Annotated in this window: 15 protein-coding genes; 10 read left to right on the top strand and 5 right to left on the bottom strand. The window is 54.7% G+C overall.

Annotated elements, in window-relative coordinates; genetic code table 11:
• Window positions 1-215: 215 nt before the first annotated feature.
• On the bottom strand, window positions 216-890 hold the full coding sequence (radC, locus tag KU854_RS12605; protein WP_218358880.1) for a RadC family protein: 675 nt from the start codon (window positions 888-890) through the stop codon (window positions 216-218).
• A 228-nt stretch (window positions 891-1,118) separates the two neighbouring features.
• On the opposite strand from radC, the gene coaBC reads away from it, so the two are divergent.
• The 3 genes from coaBC to slmA all read left to right on the top strand — a co-directional run bounded on the left by coaBC (window position 1,119) and on the right by slmA (window position 3,608).
• Window positions 1,119-2,342, top strand: coding sequence for a bifunctional phosphopantothenoylcysteine decarboxylase/phosphopantothenate--cysteine ligase CoaBC (coaBC, locus tag KU854_RS12600; protein WP_218358879.1), 1,224 nt, complete (start codon window positions 1,119-1,121; stop codon window positions 2,340-2,342).
• Between the two features lie 18 nt (window positions 2,343-2,360).
• The gene (dut, locus tag KU854_RS12595) at window positions 2,361-2,816 is read left to right on the top strand and encodes a dUTP diphosphatase (RefSeq protein WP_218358878.1); all 456 of its coding nucleotides are present in this window, start codon (window positions 2,361-2,363) and stop codon (window positions 2,814-2,816) included.
• A gap of 201 nt (window positions 2,817-3,017) precedes the next feature.
• Window positions 3,018-3,608, top strand: coding sequence for a nucleoid occlusion factor SlmA (slmA, locus tag KU854_RS12590; protein WP_054779465.1), 591 nt, complete (start codon window positions 3,018-3,020; stop codon window positions 3,606-3,608).
• 66 nt (window positions 3,609-3,674) lie between these two features.
• On the opposite strand, the gene pyrE is transcribed toward slmA, so the two are convergent.
• Both pyrE and rph read right to left on the bottom strand, forming a co-directional pair.
• Window positions 3,675-4,316 carry an orotate phosphoribosyltransferase gene (pyrE, locus tag KU854_RS12585; RefSeq protein WP_218358877.1) on the bottom strand — a complete coding sequence of 214 codons (642 nt, stop codon included), beginning with the start codon at window positions 4,314-4,316 and terminating at the stop codon, window positions 3,675-3,677.
• A gap of 92 nt (window positions 4,317-4,408) precedes the next feature.
• Window positions 4,409-5,125, bottom strand: a complete 717-nt coding sequence (rph, locus tag KU854_RS12580) for a ribonuclease PH (protein ID WP_218358876.1) — start codon at window positions 5,123-5,125, stop codon at window positions 4,409-4,411.
• A gap of 188 nt (window positions 5,126-5,313) precedes the next feature.
• Between rph and KU854_RS12575 the strand changes: the two genes are divergently transcribed.
• Both KU854_RS12575 and KU854_RS12570 read left to right on the top strand, forming a co-directional pair.
• Window positions 5,314-6,177 (top strand): YicC/YloC family endoribonuclease, encoded by an 864-nt coding sequence (locus KU854_RS12575; RefSeq protein WP_218358875.1) that lies wholly within the window; start codon window positions 5,314-5,316, stop codon window positions 6,175-6,177.
• A 166-nt stretch (window positions 6,178-6,343) separates the two neighbouring features.
• Window positions 6,344-7,348, top strand: coding sequence for a substrate-binding domain-containing protein (locus tag KU854_RS12570; RefSeq protein WP_218358874.1), 1,005 nt, complete (start codon window positions 6,344-6,346; stop codon window positions 7,346-7,348).
• A 65-nt stretch (window positions 7,349-7,413) separates the two neighbouring features.
• On the opposite strand, the gene edd is transcribed toward KU854_RS12570, so the two are convergent.
• Both edd and KU854_RS12560 read right to left on the bottom strand, forming a co-directional pair.
• Window positions 7,414-9,210, bottom strand: coding sequence for a phosphogluconate dehydratase (gene edd / locus KU854_RS12565; RefSeq protein ID WP_218358873.1), 1,797 nt, complete (start codon window positions 9,208-9,210; stop codon window positions 7,414-7,416).
• Window positions 9,207-9,728 (bottom strand): gluconokinase, encoded by a 522-nt coding sequence (locus tag KU854_RS12560; RefSeq protein ID WP_054779462.1) that lies wholly within the window; start codon window positions 9,726-9,728, stop codon window positions 9,207-9,209. The genes edd and KU854_RS12560 overlap by 4 nt, the downstream gene beginning before the upstream one ends.
• A gap of 156 nt (window positions 9,729-9,884) precedes the next feature.
• On the opposite strand from KU854_RS12560, the gene KU854_RS12555 reads away from it, so the two are divergent.
• The 5 genes from KU854_RS12555 to spoT all read left to right on the top strand — a co-directional run bounded on the left by KU854_RS12555 (window position 9,885) and on the right by spoT (window position 15,194).
• Window positions 9,885-11,261, top strand: coding sequence for a GntP family permease (locus KU854_RS12555; RefSeq protein WP_218358872.1), 1,377 nt, complete (start codon window positions 9,885-9,887; stop codon window positions 11,259-11,261).
• 10 nt (window positions 11,262-11,271) lie between these two features.
• Window positions 11,272-11,892, top strand: a complete 621-nt coding sequence (locus tag KU854_RS12550; RefSeq protein ID WP_218358871.1) for a bifunctional 4-hydroxy-2-oxoglutarate aldolase/2-dehydro-3-deoxy-phosphogluconate aldolase — start codon at window positions 11,272-11,274, stop codon at window positions 11,890-11,892.
• 178 nt (window positions 11,893-12,070) lie between these two features.
• Window positions 12,071-12,694: a guanylate kinase gene (gene gmk, locus KU854_RS12545; protein WP_054779461.1), complete on the top strand. Its 624-nt coding sequence runs from the start codon at window positions 12,071-12,073 to the stop codon at window positions 12,692-12,694.
• 94 nt (window positions 12,695-12,788) lie between these two features.
• Window positions 12,789-13,064: a DNA-directed RNA polymerase subunit omega gene (rpoZ, locus tag KU854_RS12540; protein ID WP_054779460.1), complete on the top strand. Its 276-nt coding sequence runs from the start codon at window positions 12,789-12,791 to the stop codon at window positions 13,062-13,064.
• A gap of 24 nt (window positions 13,065-13,088) precedes the next feature.
• Window positions 13,089-15,194: a bifunctional GTP diphosphokinase/guanosine-3',5'-bis pyrophosphate 3'-pyrophosphohydrolase gene (gene spoT / locus KU854_RS12535; RefSeq protein ID WP_218358870.1), complete on the top strand. Its 2,106-nt coding sequence runs from the start codon at window positions 13,089-13,091 to the stop codon at window positions 15,192-15,194.
• Window positions 15,195-15,201: the final 7 nt, after the last annotated feature.

Below are 15,201 nucleotides of genomic sequence, written 5' to 3'. Positions count from 1 at the left end.
AAAGGTGGCGCATTATACTAACTGTCTTTCCATTGCTCAAGTCCCGAGCAGATCCTTTTGACAGTTTTTGATCGTTTTTTAGCAACCTAGGTGACGTTGACCTGAGGCAAACCTCACTCGCGCCCAGAAAAAACGCCGTTTCAAGAAACTTAGCAGCTTTCAACCGAATCAGAGAGAAGGGATAAATACGATCGATGCTATTTGGAAAATAGCACCTAAATCCAACCACGCTCCGCGAAAGATACCACATCACCGTCCCCGATCACCATATGGTCGAGCAAACGAATATCAACCAAAGCCAATGCATCGGCAATTCTGGCGGTAATATGGCGGTCTGCGGTGCTGGGTTCTGCAATACCAGATGGGTGGTTGTGCGCCAGAATCACAGCGTTTGCACCCAGATCCAGTGCGCGTTTCACCACTTCCCTTGGGTAGACATTGGCGGCATTGATGGTGCCTTCAAATAAAATCTCGTCCCGAATCGGCCGGTGCTGGTTATCAAGATACAACACCAGAAACGCCTCCCTTGGCCGGTCACGTAACTTGGCTGACAAATAACGCGCCGTATGTGAGGGGCTTGTGAGTCCGTCATCACGGGAAAGGGTTTCCCCGAGGTGGCGCTTGCTCAGCTCCAACACGGCCTGAAGCTGGGCATATTTGGCCGAACCCAGTCCCTTTCGCTGACAAAACTGCGTCTGGTTGGCCTGCATCAGCCCCCGCAGCGATCCGAAGTCTTTTAGTAGGTAACCGGCCAGCTCAATCGCATTCATACCCGCCACACCGGTACGCAGAAAAATCGCCAGTAACTCGGCATCTGTGAGGGAGTCCGCCCCTTTTGCCAACAGCTTCTCTCTCGGGCGGCAGTCTTCCGGCAGGTTTTTCAGCGACATAGCGTATTCACTTTTCCGTCAAAATTTGCAGCCTTCAAGCCATGTAGACGAGCGTCAACCTTTGTCTGCGCAGCTTGCGATAAATACCGGATGCTTTTAGCTGTGAGTATCTGATTAATTACATTTCATTTTGGGATCTCTCCGCTTTCACAATCAGCGGGGAGATAGCAGGATTGGTTGCACTTTTATGTTATCTTTCCACCCATTATTCACTTGGTGAAATGAGTTATGGCTCAGAAGATTACCCAATCCCTGTCGGGAAAACGTATTGTGCTCGGCATCAGTGGCGGTATCGCTGCCTATAAGTGTGCTGACCTTACCCGCCGCCTGATTGAGCGCGGCGCCGAAGTCCGTGTAGTGATGACCAACGCGGCGAAAGAGTTCATTACCCCGCTGACCATGCAGGCAGTGTCCGGTCACCCGGTGGCTGACAGCCTGCTTGACCCTGCAGCGGAAGCCTCCATGGGCCATATCGAATTTGCCAAGTGGGCAGACCTTGTCCTGCTGGCACCGGCAACTGCCGATCTGATTGCCCGCGTTTCTGCCGGTATGGGTAACGACCTGCTTTCTACTCTGTGCCTGGCCACCGATGCGCCGATTGCCGTCGCCCCGGCGATGAACCAGCAGATGTACCGCGCAATCGCCACCCAGGAAAACCTGGCTACCCTCAAACGCCGTGGTTATCCAATTTGGGGACCAGCAAGCGGTGAGCAAGCCTGTGGCGATGTTGGGCCTGGCCGTATGCTAGAGCCTTTGCAACTAGTTGCGCTGGTAGAAGAGTATTTCACCGAGGGTGACCTGACCGGCACGTCCATGCTGATCACCGCTGGCCCAACCCGCGAAGCCATCGACCCAGTGCGATACCTGACCAACCACAGCTCGGGCAAGATGGGTTATGCGATTGCAGAGGCGGCGGCCAAACGCGGCGCAACCGTGACGCTGGTGAGCGGCCCGGTCAATCTGCCAACGCCGCAGGGTGTTACCCGCGTTGACGTGGAAAGCGCTCAACAGATGCATGACGCCGTGCACGCACACGCTAAAGCGCACCAGATTTTCGTGGCCTGCGCCGCGGTTGCGGATTTCCGCCCTGCCAACGTCGCTGAGCAGAAAATGAAAAAGAAAGAGGGCAAGGACGACATGACCCTTACCCTGGTGAAAAACCCGGATATCGTGGCGTCTGTGGCCGCATTGGCTGAAGGTCGCCCGTTTACCGTAGGTTTTGCCGCGGAAACTCAGGACGTTGAGCAGTACGCCCGCGACAAACTGACCCGCAAGAATCTGGATCTCATCTGCGCCAACGATGTGTCCCGCGAAGGTCAAGGCTTTAACAGCGACCAGAACGCGCTGCACCTTTACTGGCCGCAAGGCGACAAAGCCCTGCCACTTGCCAGCAAAGCAGACATCGGCAACCAACTCGTCAGCGAGATTTTTACGCTTTACAGCAACAAATAAAACTTTCGGAAAAAGACCATGAAACAGATCGATTTGAAAATCCTCGACCCACGTGTGGGCAAAGAATTCCCGCTGCCAGCGTATGCCACTGAAGGCTCTGCAGGCCTTGATCTGCGTGCCATCCTCGACGCGCCAGTGACCCTGGAGCCAGGTCAGACTGAGCTGCTGCCAACCGGCCTTGCCATTCATATCGCTGACCCTTCACTGGCGGCGACTATCCTGCCTCGCTCTGGCCTTGGCCATAAGCACGGTATCGTGCTGGGTAACCTGGTGGGCCTGATTGATTCTGATTACCAAGGCCAGCTGATGGTGTCTTGCTGGAACCGTGGTAATAGCACCTTCACCATCGAGCCAGGTGAGCGCATCGCCCAGCTGGTGTTTGTGCCTGTGGTACAGGCATCTTTCAACATCGTGGAAGACTTTGACGCGACAGAGCGCGGCGAAGGCGGATTTGGTCACTCTGGCACCAAATAACGCGCCTTTTGCGCAAAGAAAACGCCATCAATAACAAGGCGTTTTCTTTGCCTTATTCACGGTTTCAGAGATTCCTTTAGGCATCGGCGCCGAACAAGGTGCATTATTCTTTTAATACAGAAAGCCGATCGCTAAGATAGCGGCTCTACAGCCGAGATTTCGGGTCTGAGACCCCAAGAACAACAAAGGAACCATCTATTCATGGCTGGCCCAAAAAAGCAGAATCGCAGAGAAGAAATTCTTCAGGCTCTGGCCCAAATGCTGGAATCCAACCAAGGCAGTCAGCGGATCACCACCGCCAAACTCGCCGCACAGGTCGGCGTCTCTGAAGCCGCGCTGTACCGCCATTTCCCGAGCAAAGCGCGCATGTTTGAGGGATTGATTGAGTTTATTGAAGAATCGCTCATCACCCGCATAAACCGCATCCAGAACGACGAAAAAGACACCCTGACCCGTCTTCGCCTTATTCTCCAACTCCTGTTGGTATTCGGTGAGCGTAACCCGGGACTGACCCGCATCATGACAGGTCATGCCCTGATGTTTGAACAGGACCGTCTGCAGGGGCGTATCAACCAGCTGTTCGAGAAAATCGAGAGCCAGTTGCGTCAGGTATTGCGTGAACGTCGTTTGCGTGAAGGCAAAGGCTTTCCGGTGGAAGAGTCTGTATTGGCTGCGCAGTTGCTTGGTCAGGTGGAAGGCAGTCTGAACCGTTTTGTCCGCTCAAATTTCAAATACGCGCCAACCGCGGAATTTGACCAGTACTGGCAACTATTGAGCGCACAACTGAACTGATTGCGCTGCAAATCGCATTAAAAAAGGCTGCATCATGCAGCCTTTTTTGTCTTTGCCGGAAACCGCTTAGATACCGTATTCCGCGCGGTAAGCTTTTACCGCCGCCAGTTGCTCTGGGTTGCTGCCTTGCTCTTCCAGGTAAGTCACCAGATCGCCCAGGCTGATGATAGACACCACTTTACAGCCGAAGTCGCGCTCTACTTCCTGAATCGCCGACAACTCGCCCTTGCCTTTCTCCTGACGGTCAATCGCCACCAGAACGCCCGCCAGATCCGCGCCATTCGCCTGGATAATTTCCATCGACTCACGAATCGCCGTACCCGCAGTGATTACGTCGTCAACCAGCATGACGCGGCCTTCCAGCGCGCTGCCTACCAAGTTGCCGCCTTCGCCGTGATCTTTGGCTTCCTTACGGTTAAAACAGTAAGGCGTATCCACATCGTGGTGCTCTGCCAGCGCAACCGCGGTGGTGGTCGCAATTGGAATGCCCTTGTAAGCCGGGCCGAACAGCAGATCGTAGTCGATGCCGGAATCTACCAGTGCCGCCGCGTAGAAACGGCCCAGACGCGCCAAATCCCTGCCTGTGTTGAACAGACCGGCATTAAAGAAGTAAGGGCTCTTACGGCCAGACTTCAAAGTGAATTCACCGAACTTCAGTACTTCTTTTTCCAATGCAAATTCGATGAACTGACGCTGATAGGCTTTCATTTTCTCTCCTGTCGAACAAAAAACCGGGGCAATCGCCGCCCCTTCTACAATCCGGTTAAAAAAAAGCGGCTCCGATAGAAGCCGCTTTCTCATCAATCAATTAACGATGCTTTCTGAATAGCTACGATATCCTTGATGCCCTGGGTGGCCAGCGACAACATGGCGTTCAGCTCTTCAGCGGTAAACGGCTCAGCTTCCGCCGTGCCCTGCACCTCAATCATGCGGCCATCTTCCAGCATGACCACGTTCATGTCGGTATCTGCGGCGGAATCTTCCACGTATTCCAGATCGCAAATTGGCGTACCTTCAAAGATACCTACTGAAACCGCCGCAACGTGGCCTTTCATTGGGTTTTCTTTCAGTTTGCCTTCACTCACCAGCTTGTTCAGCGCATCGGCCATTGCCACGCTTGCGCCAGTGATAGATGCAGTACGGGTGCCGCCATCAGCCTGGATAACATCACAGTCAACGGTGATAGTGAAATCACCCAGCTTGTCGAGGTTAACCGCCGCGCGCAGGCTGCGTGCGATCAGGCGCTGGATTTCCATGGTGCGGCCACCCTGCTTGCCGTTTGCCGCTTCACGGCGGTTACGGGTGTGGGTAGCGCGTGGCAGCATGCCGTATTCGGCAGTCACCCAGCCTTGTCCCTTGCCTTTCAGAAAGCGTGGTACGCCATCTTCAACGCTCGCGGTACAGATAACTTTTGTGTTGCCAAATTCCACCAGCACAGAACCTTCCGCATGGGCGGTAAAGTGACGGGTAATGGTAACTGGACGGATTTGACCAACTTCTCTGCCGCTAGGACGCATAGACTCACCTGTTTAAATCTGCTGAATTTCGTTAACCGGCGAGTATAACGACTTCATGCTCTGGGCGCTAATACAAAGCCATTTTCCGTCCTTTTTCTGGCTGATGTATCGTCATGATGCATCTGACTGACATCGCCGGGCATATGGGCATATAATGACGCAAATTTACCTTCGATGAGTGAACTTCAATGATCCACAGTATGACTGGCTATGCCCGACGTGAAATCAAAGGCACCTGGGGTACCGCCGTTTGGGAAATCCGCTCGGTTAACCAACGTTATCTCGAAACTTATATCCGTATGCCAGAGCAGTTCCGTGGCCTTGAACCTATCATCCGCGAGCGTTTCCGCACCCGTCTGGCGCGCGGTAAGGTGGAATGTAACCTGCGCTTTGAAGCCAATGCGTCTGCCAACACTGAGCTGAAAATCAATGAAGAGCTGGCAAAACAGGTTATTCACGCTGCGAAATGGGTAAAAGAAGTGTCCGGTGAAGGCAATATCGGTCCTTTCCAGGTACTGCAATGGCCGGGCGTCATGGCGACCCCTGAGCAGGACATGGACGTGATCAACAAGGCCCTGCTGGAAGGCTTTGACGAAACCGTGAACGACTTTATCGCAGCGCGTGCAAGCGAAGGCGATAACATGAAAGCGCTGATTGAACAGCGTCTGGAAGGCATTGCCGCAGAAGTAGTGAAAGTACGCGGCAAAATGCCGGAAATCCTGCAATGGCAACGCGATCGCCTGATCAACAAGCTGGAAGAAGCGAAGGTTGAGCTGGATGCCAACCGCGTAGAGCAGGAAATCATCCTGCTGGCACAAAAGTCGGATGTGGCAGAAGAGCTGGATCGCCTGGACTCACACGTGTCAGAGACCAAGAAAATCCTGGCTAAAGGTGGCGCTTGTGGCCGTCGTCTGGATTTCATGATGCAGGAGTTCAACCGCGAGTCGAACACCCTGGCATCAAAATCAATCAGCACCGAAATCACCGCATCAGGCGTTGAGCTGAAAGTTCTGATTGAGCAAATGCGCGAGCAGATCCAGAACATCGAATAAGCATAGTCACCCTTTGCTTTTGACAGGCTCCCTTCGCGGAGCCTGTTTTGTTTCTGAGCATTTCTCTTCAAATGTACAAAAATCTGAGCATGTCAGGTCTATCTACTTGTGTCGACTGGACGTTTCCCCAATAATGTTACCGTAACATTGAAGGTGGCTATCAGACATGTCGAATCAAAAGAAAAACCGCACCACACTGCAGGATATCGCTGACAAAATCGGCATCACAAAGATGACGGTCTCGCGCTACCTTCGTAACCCGGAATCCGTGGCGGCGAAAACCCGTGACAAAATCGCCCTGGCGATTGAAGAGCTGGGCTATATCGAAAACAAAGCGCCGGCCATGCTGTCCAAATCTTCAAGCCGCGCGATTGGTGTCTTGCTGCCTTCCCTGTCGAACCAGATTTTTGCCTCCTTTGTGCAGGGCATCGAGGCGGTGACAAAAGCCCATGGCTATGAAACCCTGCTGGCGCACTTTAGTTATGATGAAGTGGAAGAGGAGCAAAAAATTGCCTCCCTGCTCTCCTATCAGGTCGATGGCCTTATCCTGACCGAAAGCCACCACACCCCGCGCACACTGCAGATGATCAAAACCGCAGGTCTGCCGGTGGTGGAAACCATGGAAATTCCCGCCCAGCCGATTGATATGGTGGTGGGGCTTGACCATGTCGCCGCCTCCTATGATGTCGTCACTCGTATGCTTAGTGCGGGAAAACGCCGCATTGCCTACTTCGGTGCCCGTCTCGATACCCGTACCCGTCTGCGGATGGAAGGCTACGACAAAGCCATGCTGGAAGCGGGGCTGACACCGTTGCATGTGCTGACCGAAGAGCACTCAAGCTTTTCCCTGGCGCATGATCTGCTGACGCGGGCGCTGGCAGAGCACCCAGATCTCGACGGCGTATTCTGCACCAACGATGACATTGCCATCGGTACCCTACTGAGCGCCACGCAGCGTGGCATTCAGATTCCGCAGCAACTTTCGATTGTCGGTTACAACGCGCTGGATATCGGCCTGTCGGTCAGCCCGAAACTGACCAGCGTCGACACGCCGCGTTATGAGATTGGTAAGAAAAGTGCCGAACTGTTGCTGGCGCGATTGAAAGGCGAAGAGGTAGAAGCAAGCGTGGTCGACCTTGGCTACCGCATCACGGAAGGCGAAAGTCTGTAGCCTCTGCATAGCGCATACAAAAAGGGCAGCCCACCTGGCTGCCCTTTTCCTTTTTTATCAACGCATTACACGATAAAGCTCGCACCTTCTTCAGCGCTGGTGACTGTCTGGCGCATGACGCGGAACAGGTTGCGACCCCAGCTTTGCTGCAGCGCTTCGGTATCCAATGCCATCACCTCACGCCCCTGCATGTCGCTGAGGTTATTCAGCTCACCGGTCTGGCAGTTTAGGGAGATCAGGTCACCATCACGTACCAGACCAATCGCACCGCCGCGGATTGCCTCCGGTGACACATGGATAGCCGATGGAATTTTGCCTGACGCACCGGACAGTCGGCCATCGGTGACCAGCGCCACCTTAAAGCCCGCTTTCTGAATGTTGCCGAGAATAGGCATCAGCTTGTGCAGCTCCGGCATACCATTTGCCGCAGGGCCATTGTGGGTCACGACAACAATGCAGTCTTTGTTCAGCTCGCCGCGTTTGTAGGCGGCTTCCACTTCATGCTGGCACTGGAACACCACCGCAGGCGCCTCAATCACGCGCTGCTCTTCTTTTACCGCAGAGACTTTTACCACCGCACGGCCGAGGTTGCCGTCCAGCACGCGGGTGCCGCCCGTGCTCTGGAACACCTCATCATCAGCAGCAATCACAGAGGCATCCAGGGTACCGCTGCATGGCAGCCAGCTCAGGGTGCCGTTTTCCAGTGAAGGCAGAGAAAGCTGATCTTCAAACTGGCCGAATACCGGCAGTACATCCGTGTGCAGCAGGCCGGAAATTGTCAGGCGGCGCAGCAGTGCAGGTACACCGCCCGCTTCCTGAAACGCATTCATGTCCGCCGGGCCATTCGGGTAAACACGTGCCAACAACGGCACCACCTCGGACAGATCGCTGATGTCCTGCCAGGTCAACTGGATGCCTGCCGCGCGCGCTACCGCCAGCATGTGAATGGTGTGGTTGGTACTGCCACCGGATGCCAGCAGGGCGATGATGCCGTTGATCAGGCTCTTTTCCGTGACCACATCGGCCAGTGGACGGTATTGCGCCGACTCTTTGGTCATCGCCGCAATTTTCAGTGCCGCGTGATCGGTCAGGGCATGGCGAAGCTCACAATGTGGGTGGATAAACGCCGAACCCGGCAGCATCAGTCCCATGGCTTCAAACACCAACTGGTTGGTGTTGGCGGTGCCATAGAAAGTGCAGGTGCCAGGTGCGTGGTAGGCGCGGCATTCCATATCCAAAAGCGCTTCTTTGCCCACTTCGCCCGCCGCATAACGCTGGCGAACGTCCACTTTCTCTTCATTGCTGATACCCGTTGGCATCAGGCCCGCCGGTACAAACGCCGTTGGCAGGTGAGCATAAGTCAGTGCGCCCATCAGTTGCCCCGGGGCGATTTTGTCGCAAATCCCCAACAGCAAGGTGGCATCAAACGTGTTGTGGCTCAATGACAGTGCCGTGGACTGCGCAATGAGGTCGCGGGAAAACAGCGACATATCCATACCGGGCTGGCCTTGCGTCACGCCATCACACATGGCCGGTACACAACCAGCCACCTGCGCAGTATGCCCCTGTCCTGCCAGCGTTTTTTTAATCTTCGCCGGATAATCCTGATATGGCTGGTGCGCGCTCAGCATGTCGTTGTAGGCGCTGATGAGCGCAACGTTGGCGCGGGTAAAATCGAGGATGGATTTCTTTTCTGCCGAGCAAGACGCTGCCACAGCATGCGCCAGGTTGCCACAGGTCAGTTGGGTGCGGCCTTTGCCTGCTTCTTGCTGGGCACGGGTACGCGCCAAAAAGGCATCGCGGGTCGCGCGGCTGCGTTCAATCAGCCGCTCGGTAATGGCTTTGACGGTTTCATTGATCATTGCGCCATCTCCTGCTGGGCCAGCACGGCCGTAACAGATCGATCAACCACTTCTTCCAGAGTGCAGTCAATATCGATAAACAGGGTTTTTGGTTCGCCTTCCGGGCGCTCCAGAGTTTCAAACTGGCTTTTCACCATGTTTTCTTTCATAAAGTGACCTGAGCGGGCGCGCATACGCTCCATGATCAAGGCCATATCACCGTCCAAAAACAGGAAGGTGACGTTCTCGTTCCCTTCGCGGATTTGGTCGCGGTATTTTTTCTTCAAGGCTGAGCAGACAATCACACCATGCTCGTTTTTGCTTTCAAGGCTGTAAGCTGCGTCGCGGATACGCTCCAGCCAAGGTGCGCGGTCATCGTCATTCAGCGGCTGACCGGATGCCATTTTTTGAATATTTGCACGGGGATGCAGGTCGTCCCCGTCAATGAATTTGCGGTTAAGCTGCTTTGCCAGCATTTCGCCCACGGTCGTTTTCCCACTGGCGCAAACGCCCATAACGATGACACTACTTCCAGCCATGACTAATCCTCTATACCAAACTTGCGCGTGCTCTCAATTTTGGAATTCTCAGCGCGATTGGGGTTTATCTTACGAATGTTATCGGTAACATGTTACCGGTAACTAAAACAAATGTGAACTCACACACAAACAAAGCCAATCGTGAAAGGTGTATATATGGAGCAGTTTGTTCAAGCCTCTGACCCTACGTATCTGCTGACAGTCGCCACTCTTGCTATCGCGGCGCTGCTGGTTCTGATCATCAAAATGAAAGTCCACGCATTCGCTTCACTGACCATTGTCAGCCTGGGCACTGCAATCGCGACCGGTGTCGCTTCTGAAAAAGTGGTTCCGACCATGATGGGCGGCTTCGGCGGCACCCTGGCATCGGTAGCACTGCTGGTTGGTCTGGGGGCCATGATTGGCAAAATCCTGGAAGTGACCGGCGGCGCAAAAGTGCTGGCAGACACCTTGATTGGCCGCTTCGGCGAAGACAAAGCCCCGTTTGCACTGGGTGTGGCGTCACTGCTGTTTGGTTTCCCGATTTTCTTCGACGCCGGCCTGGTTGTGATGATGCCTATCATCCTTAGCGTCGCCGCACGTTTTGGCGGTTCACCGATCAAATACGCCCTGCCTGCTGCCGGTGCCTTTGCAGTCATGCACGGTTTCGTTCCCCCGCACCCTGGCCCAGTCGCTGCCGCAGAATTCCTTGGCGCGAACATTGGCTTGCTGCTGGTTGTCGGTATCCTGGTGGCGATCCCGACCTGGTACTTCGGCGCATACCTGTTTGGCCTGTACGCGGGCAAGAAATTCGACATTCCCCTGTCGAAAGCCTTCTTTAACAGCGACACCATTGTTGACGAAAACAAGCTGCCTAAGTTTGCAACCGTGATGGGCATTCTGGTGCTGCCGGTACTGCTGATCTGTCTGGATACCGGCCTGCACACGCTGTCTGTTGCCGGTGTGATTGACGGCAAAACCCCACTGGTCGAATTCCTGCGCATGCTGGGTAAAACCCCGGTAGCCCTGCTGATCACCCTGATGGTGTGTCTGGCGGTATTTGCCAAAGATTACGGCATGGCGAAACTGGAAAAACTGTGCGGCGATTCGCTGGCACCGATTTGTGGCGTGGTACTGGTGACCGGTGCCGGTGGTATGTTTGGTGGCGTACTGCGTGCAAGTGGCATCGGTGATGCGCTGGCGGGCGTGCTGACAGACACAGGTATGCCGGTTATCTTTGCCGCCTTCGTTATTTCAACCTGCTTGCGCGTGGCGCAGGGTTCAGCCACCGTGGCACTGACCACCACTGCTGCCCTGATTGCCCCAGTGGTTGCCGCAACCACTGGCCTGAGCGAGCTGGATCTGTGCTTTATCGTGATTGCTATCGCGTCCGGTGCGACCGTGCTGTCCCACTTCAACGACTCTGGTTTCTGGCTGGTATCACGCCTGCTGGATATGGACGAGAAGACGACACTGAAAACCTGGACCGTAATGGAAACTTTGCTTGGCGGCATCGCATTCATTATCGTAGCAACATTGAGCTTTATTCTTTAAGAGGTTACCCATGAAGACCCTTGAACAGCGTCTACAAGAAATCAAAATCGTTCCTGTGATTGCCATCAACGACGTGGCACACGCGCTGCCACTGGCTAAAGTCCTGGTGGAAAACGGCCTGCCATGTGCTGAAGTGACCTTCCGTACCGAAGCGGCGGCCGAGTCTATCCGTGTCATGCGTGAAGCCTACCCGGAGCTGCTGATTGGCGCGGGTACTGTGCTGACCACTGAGCAGGTCGACACGGCGATTGACGCAGGCGTGGATTTCATCGTGAGCCCGGGCTTCAACCCAACCACAGTGAAATACTGCCAGCAGCGCAACATTGCTATCGTACCGGGCGTGAACAATCCAAGCCTGGTTGAGCAGGCGATGGAAATGGGTCTGAAAACCCTGAAATTCTTCCCGGCTGAACCTTCAGGCGGCGTGAACATGCTCAAAGCCCTGACCGCCGTTTACCCGGTTCGCTTTATGCCAACCGGCGGTATCAGCCCGGCAAACGTCGGCGACTACCTCAGCATCAAGAGCGTGGTTGCGTGCGGCGGTACCTGGATGGTGCCAACCGACCTGATGGACAAAGGCGACTGGAACGGTCTGGCTGCGCTGGTGAAAGCGGTAGCTGACCTGCACTGATCGTTAAACACGGATTGAAAAGCCGGGCCATCGCGCCCGGTTTTTTTCGCTTTATTTCCCCGGCGCCTGAATTCGGTTAGGGGGCTGGCGCAAATATCCGTTATCCTAAAAGTGGAATTCAAATTTTGCGTGGTCCGTGGTAATCTGCGCGCCCTTTAACCTCACAGTGATCTGAACCATGAGCCAAGGTACGCTTTATATCGTGTCAGCGCCCAGCGGTGCCGGTAAATCCAGCCTGATTTCCGCGTTGCTGAAAGACAACCCTCGTTACGACATGAAAGTGTCTGTTTCTCACACCACCCGTGCTACACGTCCGGGCGAAGAGAACGGTGTTCACTACCATTTTGTTTCGGTTGACGAATTCAAAGCCCTGATCGAAAAAGACGCGTTCCTGGAATATGCCGAAGTATTCGGTAACTTCTACGGTACATCACGCCTGTGGATTGAAGACATGCTGGCCAAAGGCGTCGACATTTTCCTCGACATCGACTGGCAAGGCGCCCAGCAAATTCGCGAGAAAATGCCGAACGCGAAAAGCATCTTCATTCTGCCGCCGAGCCGCGAAGAGCTTGAGCGTCGCCTCAATGCCCGCGGACAGGACTCAGACGAGGTTATCGCCAAACGCATGGAAGAAGCCGTCTCTGAAATTTCTCACTATAACGAGTACGACTACGTTATTGTGAATGATGATTTCGACGTGGCCCTGATGGACATTAAAGCCATCCTCCGCGCTGAGCGTATGACACAGGACAAGCAATACAGCCGCCATCACGACATGATCGACAGGCTGCTGGCACCATAAAAGACTGCAACGACCAAAGATGTTGGTTGTTTAGGTCAATGCGCTTTTGTATAATTTTCGGTCATTTTGATTTTATTACTTACTGGAGTTCTTCATGGCACGCGTAACCGTTCAAGACGCTGTTGAAAAAATTGGCAACCGTTTCGATCTAGTATTGGTAGCAGCTCGTCGCGCACGCCAAATGCAAACTGGTGGTAAAGACGCACTGGTTCAGGAAGAGAACGATAAGCAAACCGTTATCGCTCTGCGTGAAATCGAGGAAGGCCTGATCACTAAAGACATCCTGGATGCACGTGAGCGCCAAGAGCAGCAAGAACAAGAAGCTGCTGAACTGGCTGCAGTAAGCACCATCACAGGTTCACTTCGCTAATCTAACTTCAGGGAAACAGGCAGATTGTATCTTTTCGATAGCCTGAGAGAAGTCGCCGCACAATACTTGCCGGAGCAGCACTTAGAGGCGCTCCGGCAAGCGTATTTGGTGGCGCGAGACGCCCACGAGGGGCAATCCCGCTCCAGCGGGGAACCCTACATCATCCACCCTATTGCCGTTGCCCGCATTCTGGCGGAAATGCGCCTCGATCACGAAACCCTGATGGCAGCCTTGCTGCACGACGTGATTGAAGACACCGAAGTCACCAAAGAAGACTTGCAACAGCGCTTTGGCGATACCGTCGCCGACCTGGTGGATGGGGTATCCAAACTCGACAAACTCAAATTCCGCGACCGTCAGGAAGCGCAGGCGGAGAACTTCCGCAAGATGATCATGGCCATGGCCCACGACATCCGCGTCATCCTTATTAAACTGGCGGACCGCACCCATAACATGCGCACGCTCGGCGCACTGCGTCCGGACAAACGCCGCCGCATTGCCCGTGAAACCCTTGAGATTTTCTCTCCCCTTGCCCACCGTCTCGGTATCCACAACATCAAAGTGGAACTGGAAGAGCTCGGTTTTGAAGCCCTGTACCCAACCCGCTACCGCGTATTGCGCGAAGTGGTGATCCAGGCGCGCGGCAACCGCAAGGAGATGATCCAGAAAATCCACGCGGAAATCGAAGGCCGCCTGCAAGATGCAGGGATCAATGCCAAAGTGCTCGGCCGCGAGAAAAACCTGTACTCCATCTACAACAAGATGAAGAACAAGGAGCAGCGCTTCCACACTATCATGGATCTTTACGCTTTCCGCGTGATTGTCGATGACGTGGACACCTGCTACCGCGTATTGGGCCAGATGCACAACCTGTACAAGCCACGCCCGGGCCGGATGAAAGATTACATCGCGGTGCCGAAAGCCAACGGCTACCAGTCCCTGCACACCTCCATGATTGGCCCGCACGGCGTGCCGGTGGAAGTGCAGATCCGTACCGAAGATATGGATCAAATGGCGGACAAAGGTGTGGCAGCGCACTGGGCGTACAAAGACGGCGCTGACCGTCCAACGGGTGGCACTACCGCACAGGTGCGTGCACAGCGCTGGATGCAAAGCCTGCTGGAGCTTCAGCAGAGCGCCGGCAGCTCATTCGAATTCATTGAGAGCGTGAAGTCAGACCTTTTCCCGGACGAGCTTTTCGTTTTCACCCCGAAAGGCCGCATAGTGGAATTGCCAGTCGGCGCCACCGCAGTGGACTTCGCCTATGCCGTGCATACCGATGTGGGTAACTCCTGTGTCGGCGCGCGCGTCAACCGCCAGTCCTACCCGCTCAGCCAACCGCTGAAAAATGGCCAGACGATTGAAATCATCACCGCACCGGGTGCCCGTCCTAACGCGGCGTGGCTCAACTATGTGGTGACATCACGCGCCCGGACTAAAATCCGTCAGGTACTGAAAACCAAGCGCCGCAAAGAATCCGTGATCCTTGGCCGACGCCTGCTCAACCATGCCCTGGGTGAGCGCAGCTTGCAGGATATCGATCCGGAAAACATGCAGAAAGTGCTGAGCGATCTCAAACTGGAAGCCGTGGACGACCTGCTGGCCGACATCGGTACCGGCGAGCTGATGAGCGTCGTGATTGCCAAACGCCTGCTGGGTGATGCTGACAGCCTTGAACCACAGGGCGACTGTCTGCCAATCCGTGGCGCTGAAGGTATCTTGCTGACTTACGCTAATTGCTGTCGACCTATTCCCGGTGACCACATCGTTGCACACGTAAGCCCGGGTAAAGGCCTGGTGATCCACCGTGAGGAATGTGCCAACATCCGCGGTTACCGCCAGGAGCCGGACAAGTACATGGCTGTCGAATGGGCCAAAGATATTGATCAGGACTTTGTCACCGGCCTGCGTATTGATATGCAGAACCATCAAGGTGCCCTGGCTGACCTGACCAATACCATCGCTTCGACCGGCGCCAATATCCAGGGGCTGAGTACCGAAGAACGCGACGGACGCCTGTATACCATTTACGTTAAGCTGACCACCAAGAACCGTGTCCATCTGGCCAATATCATGCGCCGCATCCGCATCATGCCGAATGTGGTCAAGGTAAACCGCCAGAAGAACTGACACACTG

The organism is Enterovibrio paralichthyis, assembly GCF_019209835.1.
Taxonomy (GTDB): domain Bacteria; phylum Pseudomonadota; class Gammaproteobacteria; order Enterobacterales; family Vibrionaceae; genus Enterovibrio; species Enterovibrio paralichthyis.
This window is presented reverse-complemented; position numbering and strand designations above follow the sequence as displayed.